Genomic DNA, 17,933 nt, shown 5'->3' with positions numbered 1-17,933 from the left:
GTTTCCCCTGAAAAAGATCATGCGACGCGCTGGTCGTCTTGGGTCGCTGCGTTGGCGACGGTTTCGTTCGATTCGTTGCCCACTATCGACAGCAGGCTTTCCAACAGACTTTGGGCCTGATGAGCCAGGTTCAGGCTCGGCGCGCTGTCTTGCAGTTGGGCGCGCAAGGCCTGTTCCGCTGCGGGCGCAGGTGGTGTGTTGGCAGGTGCCTGTTGTGTGGCTGCGCCTTGAGGCCGTTCACCGGTCTCGATCTGGACCGGCGTGCGTTGTTCCTGACCTGAACGGTCGCGGGTGATCAGCACCAGATTCAGGCGTTGCGCGGCAGCCAGTTGGCGGTTATCGACAATCAGCTTGCCGCTGCGCGGATCGAAACGGACCCAGCTTGGCAAAGGCAGGCCATTGTCCATGCGCAGTTGCGGGCTGCTCTGGGTGCTGGCGAGCAACGATGGCGGCAGTTGCATTTCGCTGCTGGCGTTGCTGTTGGCTGCGACCTGCATCTGCCAGGTTTCGCCCGGACGTGCCGACTGGCTGGAGGCCAGGGTGTCGCTGAGGATGCTGCTACTGCCGAGCAGTTGCTCGGTGACGCTGCGCTGACTCGACTCCAGACCTGTGGCGTCGGGCAGGATAGTGTTCAGCGTGCTGTTGATCTCTGCTGGCAAGCCGAGGGGGCTGATGCCCGGCGGCAAGGACGTGTCTGTCTGCCGGACTTCATTATTGAACCCGCTCGGGCGCAGCCCCATCAGCGGCGCGGATTGCGCGGCAACGATCACCGGCTCGGTGATATTGGTTGTCGGGATGCTGCTACCGGTATCCACGTCTGCTGGCGGCGGTGTAATGACGGGACCGCCACCTGTATCTGGCGGCGTCTCGACTGGCGGCGTTACTACAGGCGGAGTCACGACTGGTGGTTCCACGACAGGAGGCGTTACCACTGGCGGCGTGATGACGGGCGTGCTGGTGGCCGTGATTGCGACGGTAAAGCTCGCGCTGTTCGAGGTCAGCAGCCCATCGTTGATACTGGCCGCCAGTTGCACCTGCGCAGGCGGTGTGTCGGCGCTGTTGAGGTAGGTCAGGTGTTGCAGCACCGACTGCGCCTGTGCCTGGCTGACATCGCCGGTAAAGGTGATGGTCAGGCGGCCAGCGCTCTGGCTGAACGTGGCGATGGCGGTGTCGTTGAGCAGGATCTGACTGCCATCGCTGGACAAGGTAAGCGTTGCAGAACTCTGCAGGCCAAAGCGATCTTCGGCGCTGGCACCTTCCGGACGCGCCACGGTGAGGGTGGCCCCTTTGTAATTGCCTGCGCCATCGTTCAGCGCATCCAGCTCGGCATCGCTGACAAGCCCATTAGGTGCCAGCAGTACGGCATCGCCGCCCTGAGTGAAGTTCGGGGCGCTGGTCGGGCTGCTCAATATCACCACATCCGAACCTGACCACTCGCTGCCCAAGGCATACAGGCTGCCGTCTGTGGCGCTGACGAGGTTGTTGAAGCCTGTCGATGACGAATAGGCACGAACAAAGGTCAAGGCACCGGTGGTGGCGTCTCGGCTGTACACCAGCAGGCTCGGATCACTGGCTTCGTGGGCAAGATACAACGCGCTGCCATCGGCACTGAGGGTTATATCTGCCAGTGAGTAGACACTTCTCAGCCCGTCCCTGACGCTGGCGGTCAGTGTCAGGGCGCCATCGGCGCTGCGACTGAAAATCCGGATCGAGTTGCTGTTCTTGTCCGAGACATAAAGAAAGTCGCCCGCGCTGGACAGGGCAAGCCCGCCGATCGAACTGAGGTTTTGACCGTTGCCCAGTGCTATCAGTGAACCCGTAAAGCTGAGTGCGCCGGTTGTGGTGTCGCGGTTGAAAATGGCAATGCCGTTACTCCAGCTGGCACCGACATACACCGAGCGTCCATCGCTGGAAATCACCACGTCCGAGCTTTGGCCAATACCATCCGACAGATGCCCGGATTGAGTCAGGCCTCCCTGAGCATCGATGGTGAAAGTCGTGATGCCGCTGTTTGAGCTGTCGGCGCTGACGGCATACAACGACCTGCCATCTGCGGAAACCACCATTTGCCCGAAATAGCTACTGCTCGTGTCATTGCTGGCGGCAACGCCCACATAGCTGAGCGCACCGGTGGTGACATCGCGCTGATACAGCGTGATGGTCGAGAGCGCGCCAGTCTCGGAAGTGGCCTCGAAACCGGCCACATACAGAAACTTTCCATCAGCCGACAGCGTGACCGAAGACACCCGGTCCAGGCCTTCCAGAAAGATGTCCCGGTCGCTGAAATACTGGTCGTCGCTGAAGCTGCCTTGCTCGACCAGGCCGTCTGCCGTTCTGGCGTAGATCGTCAGGGTCTTGCCGGCCACGATATAGACGAACTTGCCGTCGCTGGAAGTGGCCATGGTCGACGGTGCCGAGTCCACGCTGCCCTGCTCCAGGTGAGTGGGCTGAGACGGGTCGGTGATTGCGGGTGAGGTCAGCACCGTTCCCGGGTTCGGGTTGCTGATGCCGGGTGCGGTATTGGCAGTGACATCCACTGTGGAGGCAATGTTCAGGTCGCTGACGTCGGTTCCGCCATCCAGCGTGCCGCCGCTGTCCTGAATGCTGACCAGCGTGACGGTACGGCTGCCCAGGGTCGGTGCCAGGCTGGCATTGCTGTAACGGATACCGTCGATCAGGATTTGCGCCGCCTCAGTATCGATGCCGTTGGCCGGAGTGATTGTCAGCGTGGCCGTGCCCGCCGACAGGGTGACGGTGTAGGTGTAATTGCCGACGGTTTGCGTGCCGTTCACCAGTTCCACAAGGGTGCCATTGATGTTCAGGCGTTCCTGGCTGCCATCGCTCAGGCCGCTGATTTCCAGACGCAACTCAATGATGGATTGACCCTGTTCCACCGTAGAAATCTGCGTGTCGCTGAACAGCGCGGTGTTATTGCCAAAACTCAGGGTCGGGTCCAGCGCGGTGGCTGACAGCTCAGGCGCATCGTTGATTTCGGTCACGGCAATCAGGAGGGTATGCACGCTGGACGTCAGGCCATCGCCATCGTTGATCGACAGGTTCAGGCTGACCTGACTGCCCGGATCGCTGTTTTCATTGGAGTAGGTAATCTGCTTGATAACCAGATTGGCATCGGCGGCGCTGACCGGCTGGCTGGCAGTGAAGGTCAGCACCAGTGCGCCGTCTACCAGGCTGAAACTGGCAATGACATTGCCGTCCTTGAGGACCTGTTTGCCATCGGCGGACAGCGTGAAGCCGTTGCCGTCCTGAAAACCGAAGATATCGGCCGCATTGGCACCTTCGCTGCGCACGATGCGGATGTTGGCTTCGCGGTAATCCGCATCGCTGTCCAGCTCGACGTCGCTGAAACCTGCGGCTGCCAGCAGTGAGATCGCCGCAGCTTTTTCGGTATAGGCCAGGTTGGTCGGGACGTCACTGAGCACGGGCGCGCTGTTGTCACGCATGGTCACCGTGGACGTCAGGTTCAGCGCCGTGCTGTCGATGCCGCCATTGGTGGTCGTGCCGTTGTCGCGAATCAGCGTCAGGCTGACGGTGCGATCTGCGCCGGTGATGCGGGTGCTGTCATTGTAATAACCGATGCTGTTTACCAGTGTCTGGGCATTGGCCACGCTGAGGTTGCCGCCACTCAGGCTGACACTGGCGGTGCTGCCGCTGACGCTGACCTCATAACTCAGGCCGCTGCGGGTAGTGCCGGTATTGCCTTGGGTGAGGGCGATGCGCGTGCCGTCGATGACCAACACTTCGTTGGCTCCGTCCTGGATGCCGGTGACGCTCAGGTCCAGGCCGCTGACCGACTGGGCTCTTTCGCCGGTATTGATGACAGTGTCCTGAAACACTGCTACCGGGTTGCCTTGTGCCGAGTATTTGGGATCGGTGGCGCTGGCGGTCAGGGTCGGGGCGTTGTTGACGTCTATCAGACGCACTTCCACGTTAAGAGAAGTGCTCGCACCCTGACCGTTGTCGAAGGTCAGCACCATGACCGCCAGGCTTCCAGCGTCCGAGCTGGTGTTGCTGTAGCCGATCTGCTGGAGCACCTGATTGGCCAGCGCGGTGCTGACCTGACCGGTAAAGGTGATGCTCAGGCTGGAGCCATTGGCTGTCAGGTTGGCGATGGCCGTGCCGCCGTTCAGGATTTGCGAACCGTCACTGCTCAAGGTCAGGCTGCCGGTGGGGATAAAGCTCAAGGTGTCTTCGGTGTTGTCACCGCGTTGCGGCGTGACGCTGAAGCTTGCGCCGTTATAGTCACCATTACCGTTATCGAGCGCGTCCAGGGTCGAGTCGCTGACCAGCGCATCGCTCAGCTTTTGTGCCGTCGTGCCTTCCAGGTAGCGGGTGCTGGCTTCCTGCAGAACGGCAATGCCTGAGCCGGTGACAATCACGCCACCATCGGCGCTGACCTGAATCTCGCTGGCGTTGCTCTGATTGCCTGCCGTGCTATTGAGCAGCACCAGACCTGACGCCGTGGCGCTGTAGCGATTGATGGTGCCGTCGCTGAGGGTGGCATAGAGCGTGCTGCCGCTGCTGCTCAGGGCTGTCGAGGTGATAGTGGCCTGGCTGATGGCGTTCTGGACCACGAAGGACTGGCCTTCGACCCGGAACGTGAAGATGCCTTCGGAGGTGGTGACATAAAGCGTCTGGCCATCGGGCGATGCATTGATCTGGCTGGGAGACTTGAGCGAAACCGTATTGCCAGCGCTGTCCCGCTGCCCATCGCGGATATAGAACGGCGAACCCAGGTTGCCGTCGGCGTCACGCTGATAAGCGATCAGGGTATGGGGAGATGAGAAGGTCTGGGTTGTTACGAATACGTAATCGCTTCGGCTCTCCATGGCCGATATGGCGAACATGTAAGGTGGGTTCCATGACGTGTTCTCGAGCAGATTCAGTGGCGTCAGACTGCCGCTGGTGGTATCGCGGCTGAAGACATAGATTCCCTGGTTACCGCTGTCGACGGCATACACCGACTTGCCGTCGTCCGATATCTCCAGTGTTTCTATCGTGAGGACGTAATGGCTTTCAAGGTAGACAAGACTTCCCGTGGCCGGATCGCGATTGAAGACGGCAAGGGTGTCCGAGTAAGAGATACCGTTTCCTCCGCTCATGATGAGCGTTTTGCCATCCTGACTGATCTCCAGATCAATGACCAAAGTCAGCTGAGTGTCGCTGGCCGTCAGGGTGTTGCTTAACGTCAACGCGCCGGTTTCGGTATCACGGCTGAAGATCGCCAGCTCACCTGTACTGCTGGCCGCATACAGGGTCTTGCCATCACTGGACAGTTCGGTTTGCGCAATATTGCTCAGGCCGCTGATTGTGCTCAGGGTTTCCAGGCTTGTCAGAGCGTCCAGGCTCAGGTGGGCACCGCTATCGGTGGCCAGTGCTGTCGTGCGCTGGCTTGTGGCGGCGCTTGCCTGATCATTGCCCGAAGTGCTGCTGTTCTCATGAGCAACACTGGTCGCGGGGTTGTCCGCCGTTTTATCCGCTGCCGGACTGGCGCTCTGGGTTTCGCTGGCAGCAGCGACATCCGCCGCAGTGGCGACCGCCGCCGCGTCGAACATCATCCGGGGTTCAAGCGCCAGATACAGGCGCTGGAGGCGAGGACGGGCAGGGGAACGCTCAGTCATGGGGACAGTCCTTGGAGGCGTAAGCGAAAATAGGGAGGCGTATCATTCAACCAGCAGCACGCGATTGGCCTGGCTCTTGAGTTCATTGGCGATGCTGTCGAAGGCTGTCCGCAGGTCGCCTGGGGTATCCGATGAATTGCCTTCGATGACATGCAGACGTTTGCCGCCGTCGGTGCAGGGGTTCAGCCAGTCGGCAGGCGTCACGTAGTGGCCGCCGGGGGTATTAATATTTGTGGTGTTGCGGACCACGGCGTAGAAAACGATCCCGTTGTCGCTGAAGGACTGGCAGGTATCGAGATAATGGCGCAGGGTTTCTTTTTCCGACATCCAGGCAGAACCTGCATTCCAGTTCATCAGCAGGACAATGGCCTTGCGATTGGGGCCACTGCCATCGGTATTGAAATCCAGCGGGTATTTGCTGTCACCCCAGCCATTACCGCCACGCCAGTTGGGCGACAAGGTGCTGCCAGCCCATACCAGCCCTGGCAGCGGGTGGATTTGCCAATCGCCCCGAATCTCGCGCACCCGCTCTTCGATTTTGCTGCGGCTACCCTCCAGAGGCAGCAATGGAGCGTTGGGGGTACCTTGATCGGTCATGATCGTTTGGCCCGCACCGTTTGCATCCACTGTGCTGAGTGAAAACATGCGGCGCTCGGAAACGACAGGGCGATTGTCCTCAGGGTTCAGGTAAAGCATGTTTGCTGTCAGACGCATCCTCGACTGGGCAGGAGAGGCAATCCAGTCATAGGTCTTGTCCCGGTAGTTGTCTCCCCTGTAGAAGCTCTGGCGCCGTGCTCTGCGGTCCGGAAACATGATATTGCTCAAGTCGCCGTATTGCCGGTAGAAGCCACGTGTGCGCAGGCTCGGGATCGGATCTTCAGTGGTGAGCGCATCTGGAGTTGTCCATTCCTTGAGCCGTGGCTGGTTGTTGCGGCCGTAGTCAGGGTCGTACAGATTGACCTCGTTGCTGAAGGGGATAATGGCTACCCGCAGGTTCTCCTTGTCTTCACGGGTATTGCCACTGCTGTCCTTGCCGAACAGTTCACCCAGAAAGTGCTCCGTTGCGTCTATGTGCAACTGCGCGTCCGGGCTGATGCCGGAGAATATCGAGGCAAAGTTGACAGACGAATCAATCGCCAACGCCACCTCCAGCGGCTTGCTGATCAACTCCGCTGTGGAATGTACCGTCAATGCCTGGCTGGCATTGCCGCTCACCTGCGGGTCGTGACGGGAAGTGGCGGTTACCCGGTAGGTGGGGTTGCTGTCGGCGCTGCGTCCTTCTTCGACGGTGACTTCGCCCAGGTTGTCCAGCAGTTGCGCATCCATGCCAAGGTTCTGGCGCACATAAGCGGTGGCAAAGCCGACCGGGTCCTTGGTGACGTTCTCATCGCCGTCGGCATTGGCCCGGCCAACGGCCAGAGCGGCGGCGTCGGTGGCGCGCTTGAGTTGCGAGGCATTGCCGGTCATGCGCGTCACGTCTATCGCATAGGCACTGGCCAGTAACAGGCCGCCAGTGGCAAGGATCATGAAGGGCGCGACGTTACCGCGCTGAAGCCTGCGATTGAGCATGAAGCGGTCATTCCTGAGGGGATCGACAGGCCGCTCTGACAGCAGCCTTGAGGTTTATACAAGAATAAGAATCTTTCCCAACTAGCAGCAAGGCTGGCTCCATTAAGAAGGCTTAATCAACCCTTGTCGGTGTCCAGACCAGCTTCCTGCGCCAGGTCTTCAGCCAGTTGCAGGTCGCTGTTCTGCATGCGGTCCAGAGCGACGCTTTGCAGGATTCTGCCGCCGAACAGATCACTGCTCATGGCCAGTTCGGTGCTGGCCTGGCAGGTCTGCACGATCAGCATCGAAACCGTGTCTTCCTGTGGCTCTTCGGAGGAGGACGGCGTGGGGCTGCTTTCCGGCAGTTCGCCACCGTACTGGCTGCTGGCGAAAGGGTTATCGCACAGCCCGGTGGCATTGCCCCGTTGCAGGTGCCAGACCACCTCACCGCTGCGCCGGACCTGAGCGATGAATATCTGATAGTTGTCCTTGCGCGGGCCGCGGATGTTCTCGATCAACTGCTCCAGGCCGCCACTGGTCAAGCGCTCCTGGATCGACAGGATCGAGGACAGCGTCGAGGTGCTGCGCTCCATGTCGGTCTTGGCGCGGCTGAGGTTATAAAGGTCGGCGCAGATAAAACCCGTGCCCAGGATGATCGGCAGGGCCAGTGCGGTTTCCAGCAGGGCGCTGCCGCGTTGCTGCGTACGCTTGATCATTGCTCGTTACCAATCAAGGCGGTGTTATAGAGGTTGCCCAGCACCTGGCGATACTCATAGGTAAAACGATCGGGCAGGGCTAGCAGTTTGGGCAGGGCGGTGATGTAGGCTTGTTGCAAAGCCACCTTGACGACAATCACCGGCTGGCTGCCGTCGGGTAATTCAGTACTGGGCTCGTCGGTGCTGGCATCGTCTGCGCCCATGACTTGCAAGGCGCTGTAGGACGTTGCATCGACCTGGATTTCGTTGGCCTTGAGATAGCCGTAGGACGCCAGCAGAATCCGCTCGGTTATCAAAGGCTGAAGCTGTTCGGTGGCCATCAGGTCGACTTTCTCCCTGCGCAGGCCGCCCAGCGCCGAGTCCAGCGCCAGATTGCCGATGATGACCACCAGTGCGATGCGCGCCAGCTCGAAGAACATCATCAGGCCGATCAGGATCACCGGCATGATCAGCGCGGTTTCCACCGCCGTCACGCCGCGTTGTCTGTGTGGTCCGACCCGCTTCACTGCGGGGTGCCCAGTGCCAGAGGACGCTGGCTGGCGGCGAGCAATTCGGTTGCGGCAGGGGAACCGGCATGGATGCGGGCGACACTGGCCTGCAAGGCTTGCAGCAGCTCTTCGGTATTGGCATCGGGCAGGTTGCGGCTCAGGGTCTGGCGCGCCTGATCGTTATCGCCCTTGAGCAGATGCGCCAATGCCAGGTTCAGCACCAGGCTGGGCGTGGCGTTGAGGCTGGCACCTTGCAGAAGGGTGATGGCCTGCTGCGGCTGGTTGGTGCTCAGGTAGGTCATGGCCAGATTGTTCAGCGCGGGCTGGTTGGACGGATCAATCTCCAGCACTTGCTGAAACAGCTTCTGGGCCTGTTCGGTCTGACCCAGACTGTTGCTGGCCACACCCAGGCCATTGAGGCCTTCGGTGCTGTCCGGCTGAGCTTTAAGTGCGCAATTGAAATCCTTGACCGCGGCCTGAAGCTGATTCAACGCCAAGCGAGCGCGGCCCATGCCCAGGCAGGTAATCAGGCTTTCTGGCGAATTGAGGCTGTCGGCACCCCCGAGGGCGTGTCGGGCGCGGCCGTAAAGCTCCAGGGATTGCTGCGGTTTGCGCACCAGTGCCGCAACGCTGGCGTATTCCAGCAGCTCGCGAGGGCTGAGTTGCTGACGCTGGTCCATTTTGGCGTAGACCTCGGCGGCGGCTTCGATACGCCCGTTATCGCGCAATACGCGGGCCAGCCTCAGGGCTTCGGCGCTTTCCTTTTTGCTCAGGGGCGCGTTGGTCTGGGGCTGGGCATTGTTACGGTCGAGGCCGGGCAGGCTGGAGCAGCCGCTTGCGCCGACGATCAAGAGCGACAGCAGGGCAAGGCGCGAAAAGGACAGAGGTGAGGACACGATATTCTCCAGAGACAAGGCAGGCATCAGTTTTGCGCCAGTGCGCGGACCAGACGGATCATCGCCGGTGCGCCCATGACCGCGATGATCGGCGGCAGGATCAGGACCATCAGCGGCACGCTCATTTGTGCAGGCAGCTTTCCGGCTTTTTCTTCAAGGCCCAGCACCAGGGTCTTGCGACTTTCATCGGCAATGGTGCGCAGTGCCTGGGATAGCGGCGTGCCGTAGCGCTCGGCCTGAATCAGGGTGCCCACCATGCTTTCGATTTCCCGCACGCCAGTGCGCTCGGCAAGATTGAGCAATGCCCGTGAGCGGTCACTGACGATTTGCAGCTCGGCAAAGGTGTAACGCAATTCGTCCGCCAGCTCGGGGGCCGACAGCGCCAGTTCTCTGGCCACTACTTGCATGATGCGGCCCAGCGGCAAGCCGGCTTCGGCGCAGATCACCATCAGGTCCAGGCCATCGGGCACCGAGCGGGCCATACGCCCACCGCGCCGTGCTGCTCGCCATTTCAGCCAGGCTTCGGGCAGGGTGGTGCCGACGAACAGGGCGATCAGGCCCATGGCCAGGCCCTTGAGGCCGAAGCGGCTCTGGGCATCCAGAACTCCGAACAGGACGATGCTAAGAAACAGCAGGCCATTGGCATATTTGGCTGCCATCAACAGACCCAGACTGGCCTGAGCGCGAAAGCCCGCCATGCTCAGCAGGCGGTTGAGGTGCTGGCGATCCTGGGCCGTGCCGGCCAGATGCTCGCCAGCCGAAGCCAGTGGCAGCAGCAGACGTTTGGCATTGGCCGACAGCGCCAGTTGATCGGTGCGCAGGATGTTGGCCTGGACCTGCTGCTGGCGATTCTCTTCGCTGCGACCCAGACGCAGGTCCAGGCTTTTTTCCGAAAGGCCCAGATACCAGCCGAGCAGGCCCAGGCCGGTTCCGGTCAGCATCACGCCCAGAGCCAGCAGAACAAGGGTTTCGTTGGTCATGGCTGTTGTTCTCCGCAAAGACGAGGGCTCATCCGACTCGGCTCACCATCAAGTGGTTGATGATCAGCCCCAGGGTGACGCTGGCCAGTGCATAGAACAGCACCATGTTGCCGGTGGGGTCGTTGAGCAGAAAACGGAAATCCTGAGGGGCATTGATGTACATGTAGCCCAGCATGGCGGGCACCAGCGATGACACGATCTTGGACGAAGCCCGCGCTTCTGAGGTCTTGGACAGAATCTTCAGTTGCAGCTCGTGACGGTCGCGCAGTGTGGTGGAGAGCCGGTCCAGGGTTTCGCCCAGACGGCCACCGGCTTCCTGATTGATGATCAGGATCACCGCGAAGAACCGGTACTCGGCCAGTGGCACCCGCAGGGTGGAATCCTGCATGACCCGCCGCAGCGGTACGCCCAGACGCAGCCAGTGGTCGATGATCGCGAATTCCACACTCAACGGTCCGCTCAGATGATCGGCGACCAGCGCGAAGGCATTGCTGATCGGTACGCCTGCGCGGCAGGTGCGGGTGATGGAGTCGATGGCTTCAGGCAAGGACTGGCGCAATTGCTTGTGGTACTTGGCCAGCGCCTGGCGATAGAACAGCGTGAACAGGGCAATGGCGGTGAATACCGCAATCAGGCTGCCGAACAGCAACGGCATGGGCGTGTCGCGACCGATCAGCACGCCGGCAAAAAAGCCGCCGATGCCGAAGGCAATGACCCGTCCCTTGAGGGTCTTGCGCCAGCCCAGCAGGTTCAGGTTGATCCACAAGTGGGTGAAGTGAATGCCAAGCACGGGAATGTGGCCCAGTGGCGCGCTCTGCATTTCCCGCATGATGCTTTCGACTTCGGTTTTAGGTGCATTCACCGTCACCTTGTCGCGCAGCAATTGTTCCAGGCGCGCCGCACTTTCGGCGGCTCGCTGGCGGCGTTTGCTCAGGCTCAGCAGCCCATAGAAGGCGAACATGACGCAGGCGAAGACCAGCAGGGTGAGCAAATCGAGGACAGCTTGCATGGGGTGTCCTCTCAAAGATCGCCAAACAGATGGGAATGCTGGTTGTAGAACTCGGGTCGCTGACCGCTGCCCACGTAATCACCCAGAATCTTGCCCTGACTGTCGGTGGAACGTACCTTGAAGCCAAACAGCTCCTGGGTCTGGATCACGTCGTTTTCCATGCCGCAGACTTCGGTGATGGAAACGATGCGCCGCCCGCCGTCACGCTGGCGTTCGACCTGAACCACCAGGTTCACGGCACTGGCGATCTGGCGTCGAATAGCTTCCATGGGCAGTTGCATGCTTGCCATCATCACCATGTTTTCCAGACGCATGATGGCGTCCCGGGGTGTGTTGGCGTGTACGGTGCAGAGCGAGCCGTCATGCCCGGTGTTCATGGCCTGCAACATGTCGAAGGCTTCACCGCCGCGCACTTCGCCGAGGATGATCCGGTCTGGCCGCATCCGCAGGGCGTTGCGCACCAGATCGCGCTGATCGACCTTGCCGGTGCCTTCGGCACTGACCGGACGGGTTTCCAGGCGCACCACATGAATCTGTTGCAGTTGCAGCTCGGCGGCGTCTTCGATGGTCAGGATGCGGTCGTCTTCGCTGATCTTTTGCGACAACGCATTGAGCAGCGTGGTCTTGCCCGCACCCGTACCGCCGGACACCACGATATTGAGCTTGGCAATCATGGCGCGGTTGAGCACCTGGACCATTTCCATCGACATGGCGTTGCGTGCCGCCAGGGATTCCAGCGTCAGGTTGCGGCGCATGAATTTACGGATGGAAATGGTGGTGCCGTCGATGGCCAGCGGGTAGGTAATGACGTTGACCCGGCTGCCGTCGGCCAGTCGGGCATCGACCATGGGGTTGGCTTCGTCGATGCGTCGCCCGACACCGGCGGCGATACGCTGGGCGGTGTTGAACACATGCTCTTCGTCCAGAAACGTGATGTTCGACAGCTCCAGCTTGCCGAAGCGTTCGACGAACACCTGACCCGCGCCATTGACCAGAATGTCGTTGACCGTGTCGTCGGCCAGCAGCGGCTGGATCGGCCCGATGCCGAGCATTTCGTCCAGCATTTCGCTGGCGATCTGCTCTTCTTCGGGGCGCGACAGTTGCAGGCGGTTGTCATCGCAGATGCGCCGTATCTGGCTTTCGATCTGCTGACGCAGCTTGTCGCGCCCCATGGCCGCAGCCTTGAGAGGGTCGATCTGGTCATAGAGAAAACCGCGTATCAGACGCCGGTTCAGGTTGGCACCGCTGTCGGCATTCTTGATGGCAGGGTTTGCCTTGGTGGCGTTGACCTTCTGCATCTCGATGACCGGCTCGCTGCCTTCCTGCGCGGGCGATGGCGTTGCAGCGGGGGCAAGCGTTCTGGGTTTGCGTATCAGCATGATCCGGTTCCTTTGTTTCAGGCTGCGTTGCGGCGAGTCAGGACGCCTTTGAGGCGCGTCAGCACCGACGGGGCCGCGAGGGCGTTGCCGGGTTTGCGACCACAGGCCAGGTCCGCCAGATTCAGCAGGGCCTGTCGAAAGGCTGGCGCAGCTTCCAGGCGCAGCGGGCCGCTCAACAGACTGTCGCTCAGGGCATGCCCGGCGTAAGGCAGTACCAAGTCCACGCGCCTGCCGACAAAGGCCTCGAACTGCTCGCGGGCTACTGTCTGGTGAGTGCCGTGGTTCTGGTTGACCACCAGCAGCAGTTGCTGGCCCTCGCTTTCGTCACCGATCTCGTCAAGCAGGCGCTGGGTATTGCGCGCGCCTTGAATGGTGAATTCGCTGAGCAGAATGCGGGTTTCGACGTGGCGCAAAACCTCCAGAGCACCTTGCGGGTGGCCGGACGGCAGGTCCCACACCACCTGATTGAACAGGCGGCACAGGTTGGCTCCCAGCTCCAGCAGGTGATCGGTGTCGATGGGGGCGAAATGATTGGCTGAAGGTTCTTGGGCCAGCAGGTGCAGGCGGTCATCCAGACGGGTCATGGCCCGTTGCAGAAAGCGCGCGTCGATCTCGCTGCTGCTCAAGGCTGCGGCCAGTCCGCAATCACCCTGGGCTCCCAGCAGCAGCGACAGGTCGGCGTTGTGACGGTCGTAATCCACGGCGGCCACTGGCATATGCCGTTCCCGTGACAGCAGCAGGCTCAGCCCGGCGCTGACCGTGCTGGTGCCCAGTCCGCCGGAGCAGGCGGTCACGGCAATACTGCGGCCAGTGCGCACCTGGCTGGTCTGGGGTTGCTGATGGATATTGCGCGCACGCTCCAGGCTGCTGGCCAGCAGGTCCAGTGGTACGGGCTTGCACAAGTAATCCACCACGCCGCTGTGGGTCAGGGCGCGGTACAGGTCAACATTCTGCTGGCTGCCGATGGCCAGAATTGCGCAACCAGGGTCGCACAGGCTCGACAGTTCCGAGATGGCCTGCAAGGGGAACTGCTCGCCATCCAGGTCCACCAGCAGCAGGCTGGCCCGCTGCTCGGCGCACCAGGCCTTGGCCGCTTCTATGCCGCCACTGAGCACCAGCGCTTCGGGCTGGCCCAGGCGCTGCAACTGTTCGGCGAAGCTGCGCTGGTCAGCCGTGCTGGCGGCAAACAGGACCGGGGCCAGGAAGGTTTTGTCGCCGCTGGGCAATACAGTGTTGGTCTTGTCGTTCATGGCGGCGTCCTCAGTCGTCCTGGGAGAAGTCGATGTTCATCAGTTCGGTGGTCTTGCTTTCCTGATAACGCTGCACGGCATTGTTGGCCTGGTTGCCATCGGCGCTGTCCAGGGTGCGTGGGCGGACCAGGTCGCGAGGGTCGCTGACCATCCGCGCAATGTTGGCCCGGTTGGCACAGCCCAGGGTGCCGACGGCCTGATACGGGGTCATGGTCCAGGCATTGGCGTTGGCGATCCGGCAATCGGGGATCTGCGCGACCATGGCCTCGGAAATGATCTGCAAATCCCAGCCGCCTGACTGCTCGGCAGCCTTGAGCTGGACCGGGGCCAGAATGATGCGGTCGGTATCCGCGCCGCGCTCGCTCAGCACCCGTGTCAGGCGCTTGGCCATCTGCTCACCCGCCGGGGTGAAGGGTTGCAGGGTCAGGCTCTGGTTTTTCAGGCGACCCTGATTGCTCAGCATCGTGTTGAGGTTTTCCAGGGATTCAGCGGTCAGTCCCTTGCCCTGATTGACCGTATTGAGGGAAACGCTCAGGGCGCTGGGGTTCACCTGCGCAACCGGCATCGGCGTATTGGCAAAGCGCTTGGCGCGCAGTTCGTTGTACTGCGCGGTGCAGCCGGCCATGAGCAAGGGCAGGCAGGCCAGCAGCGCGAGGCGGAAAGTGGCAGGCTTCATTTTCAAGGTCTCCATCAGTACAAGTACCCTGCGCTGGCCTGGCGCGGCATTTGCGCATCGAGGCTTGGCAGGCCGCGGCCCGGGGTTTGCAATTCACCTTCGGTGACGGGGTCGACGACATAGGCAGTCGCCAGAATCACCAGTTCGGTGTCCTCTTGTGTGCTGGTTTCACCCTCGAACAGGCGACCGAGCAACGGCACGCCCTTGAGGCCCGGCAGGCCGCTGACTTGCTGGGCAACGTTGCTGCGCAGCATGCCCGCCAGGGCGAAGCTCTGGCCGCTGGCCAGTTCTACCGTGGTGTCGGCGCGACGGACCTTGAAGGCCGGAATGGTCGAGCCGCCATCGGGCAGGGTTACGGCGCCGTCATCGGACAGGTCGCTGACTTCCGGCGCGATATGCAGGCTGATGCGGTTGGGCGAGAGCAGGGTAGGCGTCATGCGCAGGATCACGCCGTAGGATTTGTAGGTGATGCTGACGTTGTTGTTGGTGATGACCACGATCGGCACTTCACCGCCCGCCGCAAAGCCTGCGGTTTCGCCGGACATGGCGGTCAGGTTGGGTTCGGCCAGGACCGAGGCCATGCCTTCCACCGACAGGGCGTTGATCAGCCCGGTCAGGTTGCCGTCGGTGAAACCGATGGTGTTGGCCGTACGGATCAACTGACCGGCCTGGGTCGCGCCAGCGATGGTGCCTGCTGAAGAAGCCGCGTTGGCGGCGTTGAACAGGCTGGTGGACGAACCGGTCGCCAGACGGAACTTGCCGCTGTTCATGACCGAGTCCCAGTTCAGGCCCAGGGTGTGGCTGAGATTGCGGGAAACCTCGACGACACGAACCCGGATATTGACCTGCGCCGACAACTCGACCTTGAGCTGATTGATTACTCGCGGTGCAGCAGGGCCGCCGCCTCCAGGCGCACCGGCTGGAGCGCCACCACCCGGGCCACCGGCTGCGCTGTCACTGGCACCCACGGCGGCCTTGACGCTGGCCATCACCTGCCGGGCTTCAAGAGGTGTGCGAACGTGCCCGCGAACGATCAGGCCGTCGCCTGCCGCTGGCACGAAACTGACCTGGGAGCCCACCACTTCGTTTTCGATCTGCTGGCGCAGGCCTTCCAGATCGAAGCCTGCCACCAGACGCATGGCGGCAATCACATTGTCGTTGGCGTCCAGCGCATACAGGGTTGTGGCTCCCGAACGCTGGGCGAATACAAAGACGCTGCTTGGCGACGGCATCTGGAAGCTGGCCACTTCCGGGTCGGCCAGCAGCACTTTTGCTGCGGCGCGAGGCAATTGCAGCAGACGTCCCTGGCGTACGGTCAGGTTGACGGTCTGGGTTTCACTGATCTGTTGCAACTGGGCGCGTTGCTGGGCCGTGATGACCGGCGTAACCGGGGTTTTGGCGGGCATGTCGTAGTTGTCCACGGTCGCCTGTTCGGCCATGACAACTGACGGGCTGACCAGGGTGGCGCTCAAGCCGAGCCCGGCGAGCAGCAAGGAGAGTCCGTTCCGGCCCGAAGCCAGAGGTTGCGCTGTGCGTTTCATGCTGTTTTTTCCGTAAGGGCGTCTGCCGGCGCTAAAAGGCCGGGAGCCGCAACTGATCAGTGTTTCGCCAGATCCAGAACTTCGGTGGCCTTGCCCCTGAAGACCTGCACAGTGGTGGCCGGCCCGGATTTGCTCGCGCTTTTCTGCGAGGGATAAATGCTGGTTGTCTTGTTCAGGGTGGTGACTTCACCGCCGGTCAGCAGCTCGTCTTCGGTTTGCTCCACCGACGAGCGGATGGCCAGTTGCAGGTTGCCGATTTCCTTGGCGACGGCCAGTTGCTCGGCTGCCGATGGCGCGACTTCCAGGGTTACGGTTTCAAAACTCTGGCGACTGCTGGTGGCCTTGGCGTTAGGTGTGGTTTCCAGATCCCGGCGCACGTTCAGATCGCTGCGGGTGCTGTTATTCATCGCCAGTACGCGGACGTCATGCAGGATGGTCTGGGCAGCCAGAAACGGCGCGGCATTGGCGGTGGCGTCCGGTGCCTGGGTTTCCTGTTCGCGCTTGAGGCTCAGGATTACATCCACACGATCACCGGCGGCCACCAGCCCGAAGTTGCTTTCCACAGCGCTGGTCGGCACCGATACGGCGCGCATGCCAGGCTTGATGACCGAGGCCAGAAAGCCTGGCTCCCCGGGACGCACGACCACGCTGCTGGTCAGTGGCTGACCGGCTTCGACCGGCTGACGCACCGTGGCTCCCAGCAGGGAATCCTGCTTGTCCTGGCCTTCGATGAAATACAGCGAACGGGTCATTTGTGCGGTTGCAGGTTGCCAGTCCAGGCTGCCTGCGTCGATGAAATCCCCCGGTTGCAGGTTGCGTGAGGCAACCAGCACCTGGCGAGTGACTTCCTTGGGCGCAGCAGGCTGAACCTGCGCCTTGACTTCAGGCGGCTTGGGCGGTGCCAGCAATGCCCGGGCGAGCAGGGCGGAACCACTGGCGAGGACAATGGCCCCAGTCAGCAGAATGAGCGAATTCTTTTTCATCGAGTACGGCTACTGTGGGTTCAGCTATGGATGGGAAACAGCAAGGTAAACAATGCACCTGCTGCGATGGCCAGGCCGTAGGGAATACCTGCGGGGCGTTGAGCGTCATAGATGATCGGTATCGCGATGGCGTCTTGCGGCATGCGCCGGATCAGCCACATCACGCCCCTTGCAAGAGCGGCTTCGAGCATTTCCAGCGTAGGCAGCACCAGCGCCAGGATGCCGCCGGCCAGCGACGTGATGATCAGGAAGGTGATCAGGTCTTCGCTGCCGATCCACAGGCTCAGCACGGTCATCAGCTTGACGTCGCCGCCGCCGACCCGCTCGATCATGTAGAGGCCATAACCGACCAGCAGAACCAGCGCCGCGCCTGCAGTGGACCAGCCCATGCCGGAAAGGGTCTGCCAGACCCCGAAGCCGGCAAAGGGGCCGATGTTCAGGGGCGCCAGCAGCGGCAGTACCAGCCATCCGGCCAGCAAGGCCAGCACCAGTCGGTTATGGATCTTGCGATACAACAGGTCCGTGACCACGACCCAGCACAAGGCGGGCAACAGCAGAACGACGACAAGGCTGGTCATGGACGGGAATCCTGCAGGGTAACGTCAGTTGCTGCCGGTGCTGTTGTTGGTGGACCTGATCTGGTCGGCAATACCGCCGAAACGTTCCTTGAGAGCGCCGATGAACTGGCCGTCGGAGCCGAAGATGTAGCCGATGGCTGCCGCCATGGAGGCAGCCAGAATGCCGTATTCGATGGCGGTCACGCCGCTTTCGTCGTTAAGGAATTTCTTGAAGGAGTTGAGCATGGCGTAGCCTGTGTGAAATGTCGGA

At 61.5% G+C, this 17,933-nt stretch carries 14 protein-coding genes; all 14 read right to left on the bottom strand.

Going from position 1 to position 17,933, the window contains the following annotated elements; genetic code table 11:
* Positions 1 to 17: 17 nt before the first annotated feature.
* The 14 genes from K5D32_RS03985 to K5D32_RS03920 all read right to left on the bottom strand — a co-directional run bounded on the left by K5D32_RS03985 (position 18) and on the right by K5D32_RS03920 (position 17,908).
* Positions 18 to 5,639, bottom strand: coding sequence for a beta-propeller fold lactonase family protein (locus tag K5D32_RS03985; RefSeq protein ID WP_221599325.1), 5,622 nt, complete (start codon positions 5,637 to 5,639; stop codon positions 18 to 20).
* A 42-nt stretch (positions 5,640 to 5,681) separates the two neighbouring features.
* Positions 5,682 to 7,208: a TadE/TadG family type IV pilus assembly protein gene (locus tag K5D32_RS03980; protein ID WP_221599324.1), complete on the bottom strand. Its 1,527-nt coding sequence runs from the start codon at positions 7,206 to 7,208 to the stop codon at positions 5,682 to 5,684.
* 116 nt (positions 7,209 to 7,324) lie between these two features.
* Complete coding sequence (locus K5D32_RS03975; RefSeq protein ID WP_221599323.1) at positions 7,325 to 7,903, bottom strand: TadE/TadG family type IV pilus assembly protein; 579 nt, start codon at positions 7,901 to 7,903, stop codon at positions 7,325 to 7,327.
* Positions 7,900 to 8,409 carry a TadE/TadG family type IV pilus assembly protein gene (locus K5D32_RS03970; protein WP_221599322.1) on the bottom strand — a complete coding sequence of 170 codons (510 nt, stop codon included), beginning with the start codon at positions 8,407 to 8,409 and terminating at the stop codon, positions 7,900 to 7,902. Before K5D32_RS03970 ends, K5D32_RS03975 begins: the two co-directional genes overlap by 4 nt.
* Positions 8,406 to 9,287, bottom strand: coding sequence for a tetratricopeptide repeat protein (locus K5D32_RS26095; protein WP_221599321.1), 882 nt, complete (start codon positions 9,285 to 9,287; stop codon positions 8,406 to 8,408). Before K5D32_RS26095 ends, K5D32_RS03970 begins: the two co-directional genes overlap by 4 nt.
* A gap of 26 nt (positions 9,288 to 9,313) precedes the next feature.
* Positions 9,314 to 10,267 (bottom strand): type II secretion system F family protein, encoded by a 954-nt coding sequence (locus K5D32_RS03960; protein ID WP_221599320.1) that lies wholly within the window; start codon positions 10,265 to 10,267, stop codon positions 9,314 to 9,316.
* A gap of 28 nt (positions 10,268 to 10,295) precedes the next feature.
* The gene (locus tag K5D32_RS03955; RefSeq protein ID WP_221576995.1) at positions 10,296 to 11,276 is read right to left on the bottom strand and encodes a type II secretion system F family protein; all 981 of its coding nucleotides are present in this window, start codon (positions 11,274 to 11,276) and stop codon (positions 10,296 to 10,298) included.
* Positions 11,277 to 11,287: 11 nt separating this feature from the next.
* Positions 11,288 to 12,655, bottom strand: a complete 1,368-nt coding sequence (locus tag K5D32_RS03950; RefSeq protein ID WP_221599319.1) for a CpaF family protein — start codon at positions 12,653 to 12,655, stop codon at positions 11,288 to 11,290.
* A gap of 17 nt (positions 12,656 to 12,672) precedes the next feature.
* Positions 12,673 to 13,905, bottom strand: coding sequence for a hypothetical protein (locus K5D32_RS03945; protein WP_221576997.1), 1,233 nt, complete (start codon positions 13,903 to 13,905; stop codon positions 12,673 to 12,675).
* 10 nt (positions 13,906 to 13,915) lie between these two features.
* Positions 13,916 to 14,581: a CpaD family pilus assembly lipoprotein gene (locus K5D32_RS03940; protein ID WP_221599318.1), complete on the bottom strand. Its 666-nt coding sequence runs from the start codon at positions 14,579 to 14,581 to the stop codon at positions 13,916 to 13,918.
* Between the two features lie 14 nt (positions 14,582 to 14,595).
* A complete protein-coding gene (locus tag K5D32_RS03935; protein ID WP_221599317.1) occupies positions 14,596 to 16,122 on the bottom strand; it encodes a type II and III secretion system protein family protein in 1,527 nt (508 codons plus the stop codon).
* Between the two features lie 56 nt (positions 16,123 to 16,178).
* Positions 16,179 to 17,105: a Flp pilus assembly protein CpaB gene (gene cpaB / locus K5D32_RS03930; RefSeq protein ID WP_221599316.1), complete on the bottom strand. Its 927-nt coding sequence runs from the start codon at positions 17,103 to 17,105 to the stop codon at positions 16,179 to 16,181.
* A gap of 20 nt (positions 17,106 to 17,125) precedes the next feature.
* Positions 17,126 to 17,683, bottom strand: coding sequence for a prepilin peptidase (locus K5D32_RS03925; RefSeq protein ID WP_221577001.1), 558 nt, complete (start codon positions 17,681 to 17,683; stop codon positions 17,126 to 17,128).
* Positions 17,684 to 17,707: 24 nt separating this feature from the next.
* Complete coding sequence (locus tag K5D32_RS03920; RefSeq protein WP_025259682.1) at positions 17,708 to 17,908, bottom strand: Flp family type IVb pilin; 201 nt, start codon at positions 17,906 to 17,908, stop codon at positions 17,708 to 17,710.
* Positions 17,909 to 17,933: the final 25 nt, after the last annotated feature.

The organism is Pseudomonas cichorii, from assembly GCF_019719005.1.
Taxonomy (GTDB): domain Bacteria; phylum Pseudomonadota; class Gammaproteobacteria; order Pseudomonadales; family Pseudomonadaceae; genus Aquipseudomonas; species Aquipseudomonas cichorii_E.
Note: the sequence above shows the minus strand (reverse complement) of the source record. Positions and strands in the feature narration are given on the sequence as shown.